At 42.4% G+C, this 16,658-nt stretch carries 21 protein-coding genes, 1 other RNA gene and 1 riboswitch; of the genes, 16 read left to right on the top strand and 6 right to left on the bottom strand.

The genetic code is table 11. The features are described 5' to 3' along the window. The first annotated feature begins 137 nt into the window (after window positions 1-137). Window positions 138-1,418, top strand: coding sequence for an RNA polymerase factor sigma-54 (gene rpoN / locus SporoP33_RS06270; protein ID WP_081242925.1), 1,281 nt, complete (start codon window positions 138-140; stop codon window positions 1,416-1,418). Between the two features lie 54 nt (window positions 1,419-1,472). Here the strand turns inward: rpoN and tatA are convergent, their stop codons facing one another. Then, the gene (tatA, locus tag SporoP33_RS06265; RefSeq protein ID WP_081242924.1) at window positions 1,473-1,670 is read right to left on the bottom strand and encodes a twin-arginine translocase TatA/TatE family subunit; all 198 of its coding nucleotides are present in this window, start codon (window positions 1,668-1,670) and stop codon (window positions 1,473-1,475) included. Window positions 1,671-1,819: 149 nt separating this feature from the next. Here tatA and SporoP33_RS06260 point away from each other — a divergent pair, with 149 nt between their 5' ends. From SporoP33_RS06260 to SporoP33_RS06250, 3 genes are read left to right on the top strand one after another with little or no spacing between them, the layout of a single operon-like run. After that, window positions 1,820-3,235 carry a spore germination protein gene (locus tag SporoP33_RS06260; protein ID WP_231293308.1) on the top strand — a complete coding sequence of 472 codons (1,416 nt, stop codon included), beginning with the start codon at window positions 1,820-1,822 and terminating at the stop codon, window positions 3,233-3,235. Continuing rightward, window positions 3,232-4,329 carry a GerAB/ArcD/ProY family transporter gene (locus SporoP33_RS06255; RefSeq protein ID WP_081242923.1) on the top strand — a complete coding sequence of 366 codons (1,098 nt, stop codon included), beginning with the start codon at window positions 3,232-3,234 and terminating at the stop codon, window positions 4,327-4,329. Before SporoP33_RS06260 ends, SporoP33_RS06255 begins: the two co-directional genes overlap by 4 nt. Continuing rightward, a complete protein-coding gene (locus tag SporoP33_RS06250; protein WP_081242922.1) occupies window positions 4,326-5,450 on the top strand; it encodes a Ger(x)C family spore germination protein in 1,125 nt (374 codons plus the stop codon). The genes SporoP33_RS06255 and SporoP33_RS06250 overlap by 4 nt, the downstream gene beginning before the upstream one ends. Window positions 5,451-5,544: 94 nt before the next feature. On the opposite strand, the gene SporoP33_RS15965 is transcribed toward SporoP33_RS06250, so the two are convergent. The 3 genes from SporoP33_RS15965 to SporoP33_RS06240 form a co-directional block, all read right to left on the bottom strand. Continuing rightward, entirely contained in the window at window positions 5,545-5,703 is a 159-nt protein-coding gene (locus tag SporoP33_RS15965; RefSeq protein WP_155961314.1) for a hypothetical protein, read from the bottom strand. Between the two features lie 125 nt (window positions 5,704-5,828). Beyond that, on the bottom strand, window positions 5,829-6,326 hold the full coding sequence (locus SporoP33_RS06245) for a DUF3231 family protein (protein WP_081242921.1): 498 nt from the start codon (window positions 6,324-6,326) through the stop codon (window positions 5,829-5,831). A gap of 67 nt (window positions 6,327-6,393) precedes the next feature. Beyond that, the gene (locus tag SporoP33_RS06240; RefSeq protein WP_081242920.1) at window positions 6,394-6,879 is read right to left on the bottom strand and encodes an antibiotic biosynthesis monooxygenase family protein; all 486 of its coding nucleotides are present in this window, start codon (window positions 6,877-6,879) and stop codon (window positions 6,394-6,396) included. Window positions 6,880-7,033: 154 nt separating this feature from the next. Here SporoP33_RS06240 and SporoP33_RS06235 point away from each other — a divergent pair, with 154 nt between their 5' ends. The 3 genes from SporoP33_RS06235 to SporoP33_RS06225 all read left to right on the top strand — a co-directional run bounded on the left by SporoP33_RS06235 (window position 7,034) and on the right by SporoP33_RS06225 (window position 10,199). Then, window positions 7,034-7,357 carry a four-helix bundle copper-binding protein gene (locus SporoP33_RS06235; protein WP_081242919.1) on the top strand — a complete coding sequence of 108 codons (324 nt, stop codon included), beginning with the start codon at window positions 7,034-7,036 and terminating at the stop codon, window positions 7,355-7,357. Window positions 7,358-7,707: 350 nt separating this feature from the next. After that, on the top strand, window positions 7,708-8,418 hold the full coding sequence (locus SporoP33_RS06230; RefSeq protein ID WP_196796872.1) for a type II restriction-modification system restriction endonuclease: 711 nt from the start codon (window positions 7,708-7,710) through the stop codon (window positions 8,416-8,418). After that, entirely contained in the window at window positions 8,415-10,199 is a 1,785-nt protein-coding gene (locus SporoP33_RS06225) for a hypothetical protein (RefSeq protein WP_081242918.1), read from the top strand. The genes SporoP33_RS06230 and SporoP33_RS06225 overlap by 4 nt, the downstream gene beginning before the upstream one ends. Window positions 10,200-10,278: 79 nt before the next feature. Here the strand turns inward: SporoP33_RS06225 and ssrS are convergent. Further along, window positions 10,279-10,474: non-coding RNA, 6S RNA (ssrS, locus tag SporoP33_RS06220), on the bottom strand. 112 nt (window positions 10,475-10,586) lie between these two features. On the opposite strand from ssrS, the gene SporoP33_RS06215 reads away from it, so the two are divergent. From SporoP33_RS06215 to SporoP33_RS06200, 4 genes are all read left to right on the top strand, one after another. Further along, entirely contained in the window at window positions 10,587-10,820 is a 234-nt protein-coding gene (locus tag SporoP33_RS06215) for a hypothetical protein (RefSeq protein WP_081242917.1), read from the top strand. 59 nt (window positions 10,821-10,879) lie between these two features. Further along, window positions 10,880-11,020 (top strand): Jag N-terminal domain-containing protein, encoded by a 141-nt coding sequence (locus tag SporoP33_RS06210; protein WP_196796871.1) that lies wholly within the window; start codon window positions 10,880-10,882, stop codon window positions 11,018-11,020. A gap of 177 nt (window positions 11,021-11,197) precedes the next feature. Continuing rightward, entirely contained in the window at window positions 11,198-11,713 is a 516-nt protein-coding gene (locus SporoP33_RS06205; protein WP_081242915.1) for a type 1 glutamine amidotransferase domain-containing protein, read from the top strand. Between the two features lie 222 nt (window positions 11,714-11,935). Then, a complete protein-coding gene (locus SporoP33_RS06200; RefSeq protein WP_081242914.1) occupies window positions 11,936-12,118 on the top strand; it encodes a hypothetical protein in 183 nt (60 codons plus the stop codon). Between the two features lie 65 nt (window positions 12,119-12,183). Here the strand turns inward: SporoP33_RS06200 and SporoP33_RS06195 are convergent, their stop codons facing one another. After that, window positions 12,184-13,314 carry a methionine biosynthesis PLP-dependent protein gene (locus SporoP33_RS06195; protein WP_081242913.1) on the bottom strand — a complete coding sequence of 377 codons (1,131 nt, stop codon included), beginning with the start codon at window positions 13,312-13,314 and terminating at the stop codon, window positions 12,184-12,186. Window positions 13,315-13,395: 81 nt separating this feature from the next. Beyond that, window positions 13,396-13,495: riboswitch (SAM riboswitch) on the bottom strand. 157 nt (window positions 13,496-13,652) lie between these two features. On the opposite strand from SporoP33_RS06195, the gene SporoP33_RS06190 reads away from it, so the two are divergent. The 5 genes from SporoP33_RS06190 to SporoP33_RS06170 all read left to right on the top strand — a co-directional run bounded on the left by SporoP33_RS06190 (window position 13,653) and on the right by SporoP33_RS06170 (window position 16,636). Further along, on the top strand, window positions 13,653-13,988 hold the full coding sequence (locus tag SporoP33_RS06190; protein WP_081242912.1) for a DMT family transporter: 336 nt from the start codon (window positions 13,653-13,655) through the stop codon (window positions 13,986-13,988). Between the two features lie 2 nt (window positions 13,989-13,990). Then, entirely contained in the window at window positions 13,991-14,305 is a 315-nt protein-coding gene (locus SporoP33_RS06185) for a DMT family transporter (protein WP_081242911.1), read from the top strand. Between the two features lie 19 nt (window positions 14,306-14,324). Beyond that, the gene (locus SporoP33_RS16520; protein ID WP_081242910.1) at window positions 14,325-14,834 is read left to right on the top strand and encodes a methylated-DNA--[protein]-cysteine S-methyltransferase; all 510 of its coding nucleotides are present in this window, start codon (window positions 14,325-14,327) and stop codon (window positions 14,832-14,834) included. 207 nt (window positions 14,835-15,041) lie between these two features. Beyond that, window positions 15,042-15,764 (top strand): FadR/GntR family transcriptional regulator, encoded by a 723-nt coding sequence (locus tag SporoP33_RS06175; RefSeq protein ID WP_081242909.1) that lies wholly within the window; start codon window positions 15,042-15,044, stop codon window positions 15,762-15,764. Between the two features lie 152 nt (window positions 15,765-15,916). Beyond that, window positions 15,917-16,636: a (Fe-S)-binding protein gene (locus SporoP33_RS06170; protein WP_081242908.1), complete on the top strand. Its 720-nt coding sequence runs from the start codon at window positions 15,917-15,919 to the stop codon at window positions 16,634-16,636. Window positions 16,637-16,658: the final 22 nt, after the last annotated feature.

Genomic DNA, 16,658 nt, shown 5'->3' with positions numbered 1-16,658 from the left:
AAGGGGGCACTGGCTTCCTTGCTGTTTTTTTAAAAAATTTTATCAACAGATGAAAAGCATGATATGATAGATGAATATAAATGAAAGCGCATCCAATTGTTATCTTTAAAAATAATGTACGTTAGGAGGGAACTGCTATGGAGATGGTCCTTCGGCAAAAGCAGGAGTTGGGTCTGCACATGACAACAGAGCTTCGCCAGGCTATTGAGTTGCTGCAATTATGCACATATGACTTGGAACAATATATTCGGGAGCAGGAACTGGAAAATCCTCTTATTGAATTAACAGAGCCAAAACTAGATCATTCATTTGAGGAACGGATCACCCGATCGTATGCCAGTTCAGAATCTGATTCACAAGAATGGGTGAAGCAGGATGAAGAGGGGAAACGTGACCAGCTGATTCAACAGATAAATGTCAATTTTCCTGATGAGAAAACGAAGCAATTTCTGAAGCGGCTGATTCACAGCCTGGATGACAACGGCTATCTATCAGCAGAAATGCAGTCAGTTACGGGAGTGGAAAAAGGAATTGAATTGCTGCAGCAAATTGGTCCCCCTGGCATCGGTGCGCGCAATTTGCGGGAATGTCTGCTGCTGCAGGCCAGGCAGAGCGAGGATTGCCCTGAATTTGCTGAAACGTTCATTGCGGATTATTTACCGCTTGTGGCGGACAGGAAATGGCAGGATATTGCGACAGGTATGAATATCACAATGCCTCACGTGAAGGAATTGTATGACTTTTTATTAACGCTGAATCCCAGACCATGCCCGGAGCTTGCAAATACAAAGACGGAATTTATGGTTCCTGATGTGATCGTAGAAGAAAAACAAGGCAAGCTGACGTTTCATCTGAATGATCATGAACTGCCAAAGATCAGTCTGCGCAAGGAATATGTATCTTCACTGAAAGGGAAGTCTGAACTTTCTAACTACCTGCAAGGCTATCATAAACAAGCGCAATGGTTATTAACGAGTATAGAACAGAGGCGCACTACCATGATCCGTATCGTCACGGATCTTCTGGAAAAACAGCAAACATTTTTCCGGCAAGGCCGTGAAGCTTTACAGCCTATGACATTAAAAGATATTGCAGACAGTATAGAAATGCATGAATCGACAATCAGTCGGGCGGTGTCGAATAAAGTAATACAAACACCAGCGGGAACTTTTGAAATGCGTTCATTATTTACGTCCAAGCTGGCAGCACAAAACGGAGAAAGTGTTTCGCAATCGTCTGTCAAAGCAGCGCTGAAAGCACTCGTGGCAGATGAAGATAAGCGAAAGCCTTTATCCGATCAAAAAATTGCCGACTATTTCTTGAAGGAGCAAGGAGTGACAATTTCACGCAGGACGATCAGTAAGTACCGGGAAGAATTGCAGATTCCCCCATCCAGTAAAAGAAAGTCAATCTTATAACAAGGGGAAAAGCCAATCACATGCGATTGGCTTTTTTGCTGTAACAACAACTAATTATTTCACTTGCTCTTTAGTTTCAATCTTCTTCGGTTCTTCATCATCGTCCATGATGTCTTTTGCAGACTTTTTAAATTCTGCCAGCGTTTTACCTACAGCTGATCCCACCTCAGGTAATTTGCGGGGGCCGAATAAAATTAGAACGATCACTAAAATAATGATTAATCCGGGAACTCCAATTGCAGCCAAATTCATAAATACTCCTCCTCTTCTTCGCGCGTAAGAAACAGTCTTTATCTGTATAATAACCGGTTTTTGTTCATCTGAAACACGATATATACAACTTTTCACTTCAGAAGAAAATGGCAAAAAGAAAATTTATAAATGATTAAAGTTTCCAAGGATTGGACAAACTGAAATTCAATCAGCGTGATCAGAAAGAAGTGATAAGTGTGGATGAATTAACGGGACAAACAGAAATGCCGGCTTATTTTAACCGGCTTGTCAAAGGATTGGCACCTTCTGCTGATATAGTGAAAAAGACATTGAAAAGCAAAGAAAAAGTTGTTCATTTGCTGTATTTAAAAAGCGTGGTAGATATGGCTCAGCTTCAGGAAATCCTGATTAAGCCTTTTTATGAGATGTCACAGGAACATAGTTTTTCAGAATATATAAAATCACTGCCATACGATACCAAAATGCCGACAGGGGATCAGGAAGTGCTAATCGAAATCACGAAGGGCAATGTTTTTGTGATGATGGATAAGCAAATCACATTACTTGAACTAAAATTAGTAGCGGCGAATACAGTCCAGGATGCTATTATGGAACCGACAATTCATGGACCCCAGCTTGGCCTCAGTGAGAGTATAGAAACAAATATAAATTTGATTCGGCAACGCTATCATAAACCGTCTTTAGTTATTGAACCGATGCAGTTGAATGATATTTCGAATCGTGATATCGCATTAGTCTATGACGAAGGAAAAGTGCATCCAGGGCGCTTAGAAAAAGTCAGGGAACGAATTCAGTCATTGGAAGTCGAGCTGGTTCAGGCCTCGGGGGATTTACAATATTACTTGAATAGCCAGAAATACAGTTTATTTCCCACCAGTATGCTGACTGAACGACCAGACCGGATTCTTCACAATGTGGCGCAAGGTAAAGTCGTTATCATGGTGGATGGAAGTCCGCATGCCATAATTGCACCTGTAGTGTTTTTTGATTTTATGGTGTCTATGGAAGATGAATACTATCCATTTTGGGTTTCGATATTAATTCGTTCTCTTCGGTATGGAGGGCTGTTTACCTGTATTACGCTGCCTGCGTTATACGTAGCAGTGACATCCTATACACCGGATATTTTCAGAACGGAACTCGCGCTGACCGTGGCAGCCAGCCGAATTGGCGTACCGTATCCGTCTTTTATTGAAGTATTCTTCATGCTGATATTTATCGAACTGTTGACGGAAGCGAGCATACGGCTGCCAAACGCGATCAGTGCGACCGCTACCACAGTCGGCGGACTGATACTCGGAACCGCTGCAGTAGAAGCTGCCTTGACTTCCAATATTATGGTGATTGTCGTGTCATTGGTGGCAATTTCTACATTCGTTATACCGATCAGTGAAATGAGTTATGCCATCAGGGTCTGCCGTTTTTTATTATTACTGTATACGACGGTATTTGGTTTGGCGGGTGCACTGCTAGGATTATTGGGATTGATGCTGTATTTAGTTAACAAAGACAGCTACGGTGAGCCGTATTTACGGATGTTCTGGCAAAACCGCCGGGAAGAATTGAAGGCGGATGATTCATGAGCCGCTTTGTTTATTTTTTGCTGTTATCCAATATGGCCGCAAATCTTATTGCTGCGGGCCCCAGAATCTTATTCAGTAAAAGTGAAGACGGGGCGATTGTTGCAATTATTATGGGATTGTTTTTTGGAGTATTTATGAATTGGGCTTTAATTACTTCGCTCAAAGCGTTTCCTGGAAAAAGTTTGCCTGAAATTTTGACGCAGTATGTTAGCGGATGGATTAAAGTTCCGGTCCTGCTTTTCCTTGGCGGTATTTGGTACACTGCAGGTTTTCAGACGTTAATTACGTATATTGATATTCTTCTGCGATTTCTGACGCCCGAAATGTCGGTATATACAGTCATTTCGATGTTTGTCATAGTAATCAGTTATAGCTTAATCATGCAAAGCAGAAACGTATTATATATGCTTGAACTCGTTTTTATCTTGTTTTTTCCGGTTGCAGTGTATTATGTGGTGAAGATTTACTTTGCAGAACAAATGAATTGGGATTATGTTGTGCTGGCTATGACGTATATTGACAATCCGCCAAGTTATCTTGTGTTTTCCACTACAGCATTCTATTTTGTTGGGGCATTCGATATAATTATTTTCAATTCATTACTTAAGAAAAGAATGAAATTTGGCATAAAACAAGCATTGATTGTATTCTCTTTGGGCACGTTTACAGTCTTCACAAGCTACTTTATTCCAATAGGCGTATTAGGATTTGATGATATTGAAAATATTCTTTATCCATGGATTCTTACCAGTGATTCCATTCGGATGAAGTATGGAGTAATTGAGCGTGTAGTTTTTATCTTTTTAATTCTTTTCCTGGCCGTGGCATTTTTAAATATTATTCTGCATTGGCATGTTGCATATAAGCTGTTTGAAAGTGTATTCGGCATGGAAAAGTTAAGTGCAGGTATTCGTAAGTACAGCAGTATGGCAGCAGTAATTATAGTGTTTTGGACTGCCGCATTTTTTATAACGTTAAAAGTGACAGACTATGATTTATTTCTTTACAGTCAGTATTTCTTTCAGTTAATTCCAATCGTATTTGTCGGTTTGATGATACTCATGCTGCTGGTGAACAGGAGGGCAAGGTCATGAAACTTCCCTTAATTACTAAATGGTTTGTTGTCATATTGTGTATGAGCAGTGTATTACTGCAGTCAGGTTGTGCATTTAAAGATATTGATAAGCTTCTATTTGTCTCCGCGATAGCGATTGACCCGGCTGAACATCTGGAAAACGGATATAAAGTCACACTGAAAGTTGCCCTTCCATTCGGAGCGATTAAAGAGAGCAATAAGCCGAGTTACGCCTATCTTTCCCGTGAAGGAGAATCGGTGGGTGAAGCTATTCGGATGCTGGAAACACATGTGGATAAAGTATTGGAGCTTGGTCATATGAAAACGATAATCGTCAACGAAAAATTATTGACGAATCATATGCAATCATTTATGGATTACTTTATTAGACGGGGAGATATCCAATTAATTGCGTACGTTGCAGGCGCCAGACCTTCGGCGGAAACTGTTTTAAAAGTGGAGCCTTCGACAGAAGCGCCCGCATCGGTTGCATTATTCAACTTTTTCGGAAGAACTGCAAATGAAAGTCCGTTTATTGTAACTACCTTTTTATTTCAATTAAGAAGGGAAGTATTGGCAAAAGGTATTAATCCGGTGCTGCCGTTAATTGAAACGAATGACAAACATGATGAACTAATAGTGAATAATGCAGTTGTTGTTGATCACCAGAGCGATCCGAAAGTATTATCCACCGTTGAAACGAAATACTATAATTCATTGCTGAAAGGTGCATCAGGACTTACGTATTTGGTTAAAGACGAGGATCTTAAGCTGTTAATAGATGTTAGCCAAAGTAAGATGAACTATCGCTTTGTTACTAAGAATGGAAATACAACGCCTGATGCCATAGAAATGCACTTCAAAATAAAGGGCGTTATAAAAGAGGCGAACAAGAAAATACTGCTTTCAAATTTAGAGGAATATAATCGTCTGGCATCAAAGGAAATGAAAAAGAAAATCAAACATTTCCTGACTGAAATGCAAGAAGAGAAACTGGATCCTGTAGGGTTTGGATTGCGTTTTCGTATTACCCGTCTTCATAAAGAAGGTTTATTTGCTGAATGGGAAAAAGTGTATCCGGATATGAAATTTACAATCCATGTAGATGTGGCTCTGCAAGGGACAGGGTCGATAGAATAACCATTGCGAAGCTGTCGCATATCCTCATCATCCGCAGTAAAAAAAGAGTTATTCCAAGAAGTCTAAAGATGACTTCTTGAATAACTCTTTTTTCTTATTTTCTTTGGTTCCGCCGCTCTTTGTTTGGCATGCTGTCTGGCTGCTGCCGTTTCTCATCAAAAGTAAATTCTTCGCCAAACTCCACGTTTTCCGGCTGTTGTGTTCTTTCGTTCTGAGAATGCTGTTTCCGCTGCTTTCGTTCCTGCTTCTTCATAAGAATCCCCGTCCTTTTGTGTTGTTAGACGATTTTCATCCACGTGATTAGAGTGAGCAGAAACAAAGCTTTTATACATGAAAAAACTCCGCTTACGATAGACGGTCAGCGAAGTTTTGCAGTGATTAGTTCAGGTGAAGCGGCGGAGGGATAATCCATCCTTTTGATTTGTTCAGGCTCAGCAATTTAGCGCCGAATGCAGTCTTTTCCATATGACATTTTGCAAACATTGCCGCCACGTCTTCACGCAGACATTGACCCATTGCCATACTGCATGAAACGAGGCCCTGTCCTACGTTAATCGATATGGCTCCGCTTATTTCCGGATCCATAAAGCGTGCGCCGGCTGGGATATCCTCTGCGTTAGCTTCGGGTCTTTCGGGCAGAGAAGGCGGAGGCGTGATGCCATTTGACTTCAACACTTTACCGAAGTCCTTATTTTCCGCTTTCATCATCTTAATCGCTTCTTGAAGCAGCCGGATCAACTCTGGATCTTCCGCATGATTAACGAAGGCTTCGTAGCCGCTGATAAGACCGTTGTTTGCACCCATAAATGACCAAATAGCTGTAATCTCCCCGTAATGCAACGGTTGATCTTTTGGATTACCATCTAAAATACCCACAGAAACTCACTCCTCATATTGTTTTCGTATTCAGAAGTAGTCTCTGCAGATATCATTTTTTTATACGTTATTTTTTATAAGTCGTTACAAAAGAAGGCCTTGGGAAGATATTAGGGCGCTGATCGACACCTTCTTTTGTGCCGCGTTTCGCGTGTGCTTTACCGTATGCCTGTGAGGACTGCCAATTATGGAATGACTCTTCATCTTCCCACATCGTCAGAATTACATATGTATCGGAGCTGACAGGACGCAGTACCCGAATCGCAACAAAGCCCGGCTCCGCTTCAATCAGACGTGCCCGGTTATTGAAGCGCTGCTCAAAAATTTCACGGCCTTCTTCTGTTACAGGAATATTATTCAAAACGGCAAAACGTCCTGAAGGCAAATCACCGCTCTGGTCTAAAATTTCGTATTCAACCGCATTGTCGAGCGATGTCGTTTCCGCTTCTTGCAATACAAGCACTTCTTCGTCATTATTCATCAAAGACACACGGGTTTCTTCCGGCAGATTTCCTGCTTCTTCCAACGGGCCTGTCCATTTAAATAATTTCATGCAGAACACCTCATTCGTTTCTATTTTATTCATACTGCTTATTATAACCAATAATTGAAAGTGCTTTCAATGAAAAAGGAACGGCAACATATATGGTTTATCAGTCAGAAGATGCGGGAAGAGTGAAAATAACATACCATTTGGAGGCGATCAAATGAATCAGAAATACGAAGAAGTACTGACGGTATTGGAGGAGTGCGTGAAAGCATGTAATCATTGTTTCGACGCATGTCTAAGAGAAGAAGATCTGCAGATGATGGCTGACTGTATACGATTAGACCGTGAATGTGCAGATGTCTGTACATATGCTATTCAGGCGATTACAAGGCAAAGTCCGTTTACAGACAAAATTTTGCAATTATGTGCGGAAATTTGCGATGCATGTGCCGAAGAATGTGGAAAGCACGAACACGACCATTGCAAAAAATGTGCAGAAGCATGCCGCAAATGCGCAGAAGCTTGCCGAAATGCAGCATAACTTTTAATACAAGGAAGAGAGAGACTGGGACATAATATGAAAAAAGCGTAAAGGAGTTCCCTTACGCTTTTTTTGTCTATTTTTTAATAAATACTTTGCAAAGCATTTGAGTGGACCGGAGCGGAAAAAGGCCGACTCCTGCGGGATTTAGCGCGAATGTTGAGACCCCGCAGGAGCGCCAGCGACGAGGAGGCTCAAGCGCGCCCCGCGGAAAGCGTGCCTTTTGGAGCGCAGGGGAACGGGCTTTATTTTTAGTTTTGTCCCAGCCTCTTTTCTTCTGCTTTCCTCTTCCTTGTTACAAAGAGAGCAGGCAGGTATAATTGAGATTGATGAGAAACGGGGGATACAGAATGAAAAGAGAAGATCTGAATACGGTCAGTGCAATTGAAGAGACAGACGGATCCATTATTGAACTGACAATCGACACGATAAAAACAGAAGCGCGTAATTTCTGTATGTATCAGGAGCAGGTGAAAGTCCCGCATTTGTACGGTACGACTGACGGGAAAGCTGTAGGCACTTACATTGAGCATGAGTTTAAAGAGTATCTGACTGAAAAGTACTCGTTCTCCAAGGGGAATTCTGCCAGCGGTATTGACCTGCCAGGGGAAGAAATTCTGACTGATATTAAAGTAACATCCGCAAGACAGCCCCAATCCTCATGTCCTTTCAAATCCGCGAGCCAAAAAATCTACGGCCTCGGTTATAATCTGCTGTTGTTCGTTTATGAAAAAGTCGATGATCCAGTCACGCGGACAGCCACATTCAAATTTGTCAGCTGTGCGTTTATTGATAAAGCGAGAACTGCTGATTTCCAAACGACTAAAATGATCAACACGATTTTAGACAATGACGGGAATGCGGATGACTTGTTTGCTTTCTTTGAGGATAAAAACATTCCCGGAGATGAAATAGTCTATACACATCTGGCCAATGAAATTTTGGCTAATCGTCCTAAGCAAGGCTATCTGACGGTCTCGAATGCATTGCAATGGAGACTTCAGTACAAGAGAATTGTAGATATGCCTTCATCAATCGATGGAATTGAAAAAATCGTATGAACAACAGTCTGAAAGTATGGGAACAGATCGTTCAGTCGTATGAAACATCTGATGTGAGTCTGCTGAATGAACAAATGCGGGATGCTTACGGAATCAGTAACTTCTTTAAAGACAGCGAAGAAGTCCGGTTTTGGAAAGAGTCATATAAAGATGGGGAATTGCAAGTGGGAATTAGAGAGTTTGGAGATTTTCAAACTCCTGAGGACCTGGCTGACAGAGTTTGTAAAGTTCTTTTGAAAAAGGGAATCAGCCCAGCTGTATTAATAGAGCCTACGTTCGGAAAAGGGAACTTTATCCGCGCCGCCCTGCAGAACTTTGAAGAGATAGATCAGATATATGGGGTAGAAATTCAAAAGCAATATGAAATATATTTTAAAAAGTTCATCTTGGAAAATAACCCGGTTAAGTTTCTCGGAAAAGATAAGCTTACTATGGAAATACATCAGGACGATTTTTTCACACATACATTTCCTGAACATCTGCTTGAAGGGGAAGGAGAAGTACTGGTGCTTGGAAATCCGCCCTGGATTACTGTCGCTGAACTCAGCACATTAAGCTCTGCCAATATGCCGGAGAAATCCAACTTCAAAAAATACAGCGGACTGGATGCCATCACAGGGAAGAGTAATTTCGATTTATCAGAGTACATCATTACCCAGCTGCTCACTTTGTTGAACAAGACAAAACAAGGGACGCTTGCTATGCTTTGTAAAAATTCTATTGCCAAAAACATTGTCCATTCGCTGCCCAATCAGGATTGGAATATCACTACATTAGAACTGTATAACTTTGACGCGAAAAAAGAGTTCGATGTAGCTACAGATGCATCGCTTTTCTTGGTGAGGTTAGGCGAGAAGGGAAAAGGCCCTGTAAATACTTGCGACGTCTACAGCTTGTCAGATCCTGATGCCAGGATGAAATCATTCGGCTGGGTCAATCAAAAGTTTGTATCAGACGTTGAATCTTATGAACTCAGTGCGGCAATAGATAATGTTTCTCCATTAGTTTGGCGGTCAGGTGTAAAGCATGATTGTTCCAAAATTATGGAACTTACCGTGACGGAAGAGGGTAAATTACTAAACGGCTTTAAAGAGTATGCAGACATAGAGGAAACGGATGTCTATAACTTGTTAAAAAGTTCTGATTTAAAAAAGGAGACTATTCCTAATAAAACCAGAAAAAAAGTCATAATTACTCAGCGGAAAATTGGCCAGGATACGTTATATATCAAAGACGAATCCCCGAACTTGTGGAAGTACTTGCAAGACAATAGGGGGTATCTGGATAAAAGAAAATCCTCCATTTATAAAGGAAAGCCGGATTTTTCTATTTTCGGGATAGGAGACTATTCGTTCGCTCCTTATAAAGTGGCAATTTCAGGTATGTATAAAAAATCAAATTTTTCATTAGTAATGCCAATCAATAATAAACCGGTGATGCTGGATGATACGTGTTACTTTCTAAGCTTTACTAAATATCTTGATGCGGTATTCACATTGCTGATAGTAAACAGTCCTATCGTTCAGGCATTCCTGCAGTCACTCGTATTCATTGATACGCAAAGGCCTTATACAAAAGATACGCTAATGAGAATTGATCTGATTGAGGTTTCCAGCCAATTAACTCTGGATGACCTTCTGGATTACGCAAAGGGATTTGATATCCATATCCCCTTTGGAGTTTCCGAAGAAGATTATGCAGATTATAAGCAAAGGCTAGCTGCAAATCCCGACACATTTTTCACAGGGGAAGCAGATTCAGCAAATATTCAAGAGGGATAAACCTTCATATAGTCAATCCCGCACTGCACATAGACAAAAAACACCTTCCATACGAAATGGAAGGTGTTTTTATGTCTTTATGTAAGCCGTCTTTGCCGTAGTTTAGTCATAGAAAGTTTTAAACCACCACTCCTCAAAGTGGGTGTTTGCGGAAAACGTTCCTGTATGTCCGGGCTGCTCTATAGGAACCCGGCATGCCATTTCCGTTTCGTAATAAACTCCCTTTTACAGCTTAAAGGTTAAAACTTAATGTCGTACGAGCAATACAGCCTGTAGATGTATCATACACCCGGCTATGCAAAAATGCAAATGTAAAATTCTGCTGCATCTTGAATCTTTGCCTGCTTGCCAAACGTAGAGTAATGAAACGAGAAGGAGTGATCATGTATGGAAACGCATGTGAACAACCCGGAAACACAAGAATTGATCACGAGGCAGACGCAAGAAATTACCGCTTTGAATCAGGAAGTGGAAGAACTGCGCAAAGAAGTGAAACAACTGCGTGATGACATTGAACTTATTGATGTGTTCCAAAAGAAACCTGTAATCGGAGCAGATGTAATAGGAGTCGTAGGATTTTATATTATTGCTGCATTAGTTATTATTGGAATATTTTTTTAATGAAGCGACGCCGATATGATACTATAAAAGTAATAGGATTATAGGCGGAGGTGGTCGTGTTGAAAAGGGCAGTTACGGTCCAGGCGAACACGGTAGATGAGGCGATTTTACAAGCATTGGAGATATTAAAATTACATCGTGAACAAGTGCATGTAGAAATCCTGACGAATCCGGGCAGACGGCTGCATCAAAATTGGTAAAGCCTATGGAGGCACGGAAATTCAAGTGGGCAACCGCAAATATGTCTTCTCAAAAGATGCAGTAAATATTAACGCTCACTTAAACGCTGAAGGAGAGCTCGACCTTGGATGATGTTTAGACCACTTATAGTTGTGGAATAGTATTTGCAGAACATCATATAAGGAGTGGGTAGCATTATGGCTAAAATTGCAGCAGTACTTGGAGACATGTTTGAGGATTCGGAATACCTGAAACCGGCCGCCGCATATAAGGAAGCTGGTCACGAAGTAGAAGTGATCGGTGCGGAAAAAGGGTCAGAAGTGACCGGTTTGAAGGAAAATACAAAGGTGAAAATCGATAAAACAATTGATGATGCCAAATCATCTGATTACGACGCATTGTTTATTCCAGGAGGATTTTCTCCGGATATTTTGCGCGCAGATAATCGCTTTGTGAAATTCGCCAAAGAATTCATGGATGCAGACAAACCTGTATTTGCTATTTGTCACGGTCCGCAGTTACTGATCACAGCAAAAGCGCTGGAAGGGCGCGATGCAACAGGTTATAAATCTATTCGCGTGGATATGGAATACGCCGGCGTGAAATATGCAGACAAAGAAGTCGTGGTGTGTCAGAACCAGCTTGTAACAAGCCGTCAGCCGGATGACATCCCCGCTTTTAACCGTGAATCATTAAAATTGCTGGAAAAATAATAACAGTTCAGCCGTCCGGGTATTTACAGCCCGGGCGGTTTTTCTATGTGCATTTTCCGCTCATAAAATTAACCGCGGGACCATACATTGGGGTATATTTTAAAATTCGTTGAAAAAGATTCTCAATTGCACTTGAAAATTGTTCTCAATGGGAGTATGCTAAAAGCAACGAATAACACGGAGAGACGATCGAGTCTTATAATTGAAAGGTCGGGATCTACTATGTATAAGATTGTTGCGTTGGCGGTACTGGCGGGAATTGGCTTAGGTGCGGCAGCAGGATTTTCATTTGGAAGCAAAGAACTGACAGGCATGGCGGCCGGACTCGCGGCGCTGGTGTTTATCGCAGCACCGGCGGCGGTAGTCTATGCAAGCGAAAAGAAAAAATGGCAGCAGGCACATTAATTCATCATACGAAAACAGTCCGTACAGTCGATTCCATTCTGACTGTGCGGACTGTTTTATTTTACTTATTGTATCTTCACGCCTTCTGCAGCTTCCTTTGCAGCATAAAGGGCCTGTTTGACGTCAGCGATCAGGTCTTCCGCCTCTTCCACGCCGACAGAGAAACGCAGCAGACGGTCGTCTACGCCGCGTCGATTCCGTTCCTCAACCGGTATATCCATATGCGTTTGCGTAGTCGGATAGGTAATGAAGCTTTCCACTCCGCCCAAACTTTCAGCAAATGAAATTAACTTCATATTCTCCAGAAACGGACCGACCCACTCGCTGTTCTGTACACGGAACGACAGCATGCCGCCGACGCCTGCATACAGTACATCTGAAATGAGAGGTTCTTGTTCCAAATAGGAGACCATCGCTTTAGCATTGGCATCATGTTGTTTCATGCGCAAATGCAAAGTTTTCAGGCCGCGTACTACCAGCCAAGAATCAAATGGAGACAGTGTCGCTCCGATGGCGTTATGGCTAGTAAACAGTCGTTCACATAATTCTTCACCTTTTGCCACGACAAGCCCTGCAAGCACATCATTGTGACCGCCGATATATTTAGTCGCGCTATGGATGACAATGTCTGCTCCTTCTTCAATCGGACGCTGAAAATAAGGGGTCAGGAATGTATTGTCTACGATGAGCAGCAGTCCGTGCTTTTTGGCGAGCTTTGCATAAGTGCTGATTGTAATATTTTGCATTAATGGATTCGTAGGCGTCTCCAGGAAAATAGCTCTTGTGCGTTCCGTGATAGCCTGCTCCACTTCTGAAACATTTTCAAATGACAGATAGTTTGTCGTGATGTTATACGTATTTTCGTATTGAGTAAACAGACGGTACGTACCGCCGTACAAGTCTTCAGGCGCAAGCAGTTCGTCCCCGGTTTTGAAAAGAGATAAGATGAGCTGAATGGCTGCCATACCGGAACTGCACGCGAATCCCTGATCTCCGGACTCCAAATCTGCGATTCCATCTTCAAGTACAGAACGTGTGGGATTTTTTGTTCTCGTGTAATCATACCCCGTAGATTTGCCGAGCCCGTCGTGATGGTAGGCTGTCGACATATAGATTGGCGGATTAACCGCCCCTGTTTTTTCGTCACTGTGATTGCCTAGTTGTACTAATCTCGTTTCTAATCCGCTGTTTGTCATGAATATCCATCCCTTCAGAAAAAAATAAAAGAGGACCTCTTCTTTTCGAATAGGCCCCCGAACATACAAGTGTATAGATTATTCTCATCTTCAAGGTGGACTCACCCTTGGAATTAGCACCGTGCCTGAGCTGGTTGCTGAGACTTCGCCGGGCCTATCCCTCCGTCTCTCTCGATAAGAATATTCACAATATAAGCAAAAGTGTTGACGAATTCATTCTATCATGTGTAAATAACGGATGCAAGTTTCCATTCAATCATCAATTGATGTCTTTTTATTTCAGTAAAATTATTGCTATACTGATAGACAATATGTATCGGTGAAGGAGGATTTTCATAATGGCTTGGGCGTATGTTGCATTAGCCGCTGTTGTAGAGATTTTCTGGGTTGTCGGTCTCCGATACTCGGAAACGGTCTGGCAATGGGCGGGAACGGGCGCAGCGATTATTTTCAGTTTTTACTTCATTATAAAAGCATGTGAAAAACTGCCTTCAGGAACTGTCTATGCAGTCTTTACAGGATCAGGAGCCGCAGCCATTCTGCTCGTTGATATATTTGTCTTCCATGCAGGGTTCACCTGGATTACGCTGTCTTTCATTGGATTAATTGTCATTGGGGTTGTCGGTATTAAAATGACGACAGATGAACATGGCGAGCAGAAGGGGGACGGCTGACAATGGCATGGGTTTATTTAATTATTGCCAGTCTTGGCGAAATTTTCGGTGTAATGAGCATCAATTATTACTTACAGAACCGCTCCGTAAAACGCCTGTTACTGATCGTCGGAATCTTTGGTTTTGGGTTTGTTTTTCTGTCATTGGCTATGCGGGAAATTCAGATGAGTACTGCTTACGCGGTATGGACAGGCTTAGGCGCAGCAGGTGCGGTGTTAATGGGGATATTGATTTTTAAGGAGCCGGCAAGTGGTAAGAGACTGTTCTTCTTATCACTCATTATTTTAGGTGCAGTAGGATTAAAATTATTCGGCTGAATGAAAGGCGGTGCTGATGATGATTTACTGGAACAGTTTTGATATAGAGCATGGCCTTGTTGCGCTTGCTGCAACTGAAAAGGGTGTCTGCTACATCGGTCTTGGAGAAGGCAGTGAAGAACGTATGAAAAACTGGCTGTCGAGGCAGTTTGGTGAAGCGGCAGTTATGCAGGATGCAGACAGATTATCGGATGCTGCAGCAGAAATCAGCAAGTACTTGTCCGGTGAAATCCGCCAATTTGTTTCACCGTTCGATAGCATCGGCACGTCATTTCAGCTTGCTGTTTGGGAAGTGCTGCGGGACATTCCCTATGGCGAAACTGCTGCCTATTCAGATATCGCAGAATCAATCGGACGTCCGGCTGCTGTCCGGGCCGTTGCATCGGCAATTGGAAAAAACCCTTTGTTGCTGATAGTTCCGTGTCACCGGGTCATTGGAAAAAACGGAAGTCTGTCCGGCTATCGTGATGGGCTCCAATGGAAAGAACGCTTACTTTGTCTGGAGAAGGAATTTGCAGGACTTTGTTGAACCGGCTGATACCGCAGTGCGTGCATCAGAGACCTCGTGCGGTTTCTGCGGACAGTGCGCGATGTCCGGGATAAATATATAAATTAAAAAAGAGCCATGGCGGGTTTTTTTTTTTTGTATCTGCCTGTCTGTCACAAATTTTTAGATGTTGTAACCTATCATTCAAATTATCGATTATAATGAATATTGGAGACAGGAGTGAATGACTTGCAATATAAGCAGATTAAGCCTAAAAAGATATATGAAGAAGTAGCAGATGCATTGGTTCATCTGATCCGGTCCGGAAAATTAAAGCCTGGAGATAAATTAGATTCTGTCCAGCAGCTGGCACAAAATTTCAATGTAGGAAGATCGGCTGTCCGGGAGGCCTTGACATCCTTACGGGCGATGGGCTTAATTGAAATGCGTCAGGGGGAAGGGACGTATGTATTGGAATTTTCATCAGACGGCCTGAAGTTCCCTCTTCATAGCGCGATGCTCATGAGCGAAGAAGATGTTTTTCATTTGCTTGGCGTCCGAAAAATATTAGAAGCAGGGGCTGCACACGCGGCGGCTGTTAATAGAACAGATGAGGATCTAGTAAAGATGGAAGAAGCTCTAGTTGAAATGAAACAACACGCAGGCGATATCGTCCTGGGTGAAAAAGCAGATTTAGATTTTCATTTTGCAGTTGCCCGTGCAAGCGGCAATCCGATCTTGGTCAGTCTGATGAATCACGTATCAGATTTAATGAGTGAATCCATGAGAGAAACGCGAAGAATTTGTCTGTATTCGAAGACTGCGGCCGCAGACCGTCTGCATGAAGAGCACGAAGCAATACTTACAGCCATCAAAAATCAATCGCCTGATGCTGCGGCACTGAATATGCAGGCACATTTACAAAATGTAGAATCAGTTTTATCCGAGTATATGCGCACGTTACATCCATAATCCGTTTCACCCGTTCTATATGCGGGTGATTTTTTTATCAGAAAATATAGTAAACGTCTGTTCATATGAAAAGATCTATAGTATGCTAGAAAATAATTAAGTCATCTGATGACCTGTTGACTAGAGAAATTCCCAAAATGAGGTGAATGAAAATGAAAGTAAGTTTATTTATTACTTGTCTGGTGGATATGTTTTATGCAGAGACCGGCAAAGACATGGCGGAAGTATTGGAGAAACAAGGTTGTGAACTGTCATTTCCTAAAGGCCAAGTCTGCTGCGGACAGCCGGCCTATAACAGCGGATATGTAGAAAGCTCAAAATCCGCTATGAAGAATATGATCAAGGCATTTGAAGGAGCTGACTATGTAGTGACCCCCTCCGGATCCTGTGCCGCGATGTTTAAATTATATCCGGACGTATTTAAGGATGATCCGAAGTGGCTGCCGAGAGCGCAAGAGCTGGCAGACAAAACGTATGAGTTCACGCAATTTCTTGTCAATGTTCTAAAGACAGAAAATGTAGGAGCGAAACTGACAGGAAAAGCAACGTATCATCCATCCTGCCATATGACCCGATTACTTGGCGCCAAGGAAGAGCCGGGGAAATTGCTGGCGCAAGTGGAGGGACTCGAGATGATCCCGTTGCCGAACGCACATAATTGCTGCGGCTTTGGCGGAACATTCTCCGTTAAAATGGGCGACATTTCTGAACAGATGGTAGATGAGAAGGTGAACAGCGCCATCATGACGGAAGCAGATTATGTAATTGGTGCAGACTGCGGCTGCCTGATGAATATCGGAGGACGCGCTGAGCGTTCGGGTAAGCCGATCCGGGTCATGCATATCGCGCAAGTACTGAACAGTCACGAATAAATCAGAAATGAGGTGATGCGAG

The sequence above is a fragment of the Sporosarcina sp. P33 genome (genome assembly GCF_002077155.1).
In the GTDB taxonomy this organism is placed as follows: Bacteria; Bacillota; Bacilli; order Bacillales_A; family Planococcaceae; genus Sporosarcina.
The sequence above is the reverse complement of the archived record's forward strand: the minus strand, read 5'-3'. Positions and strand labels throughout refer to the sequence as shown.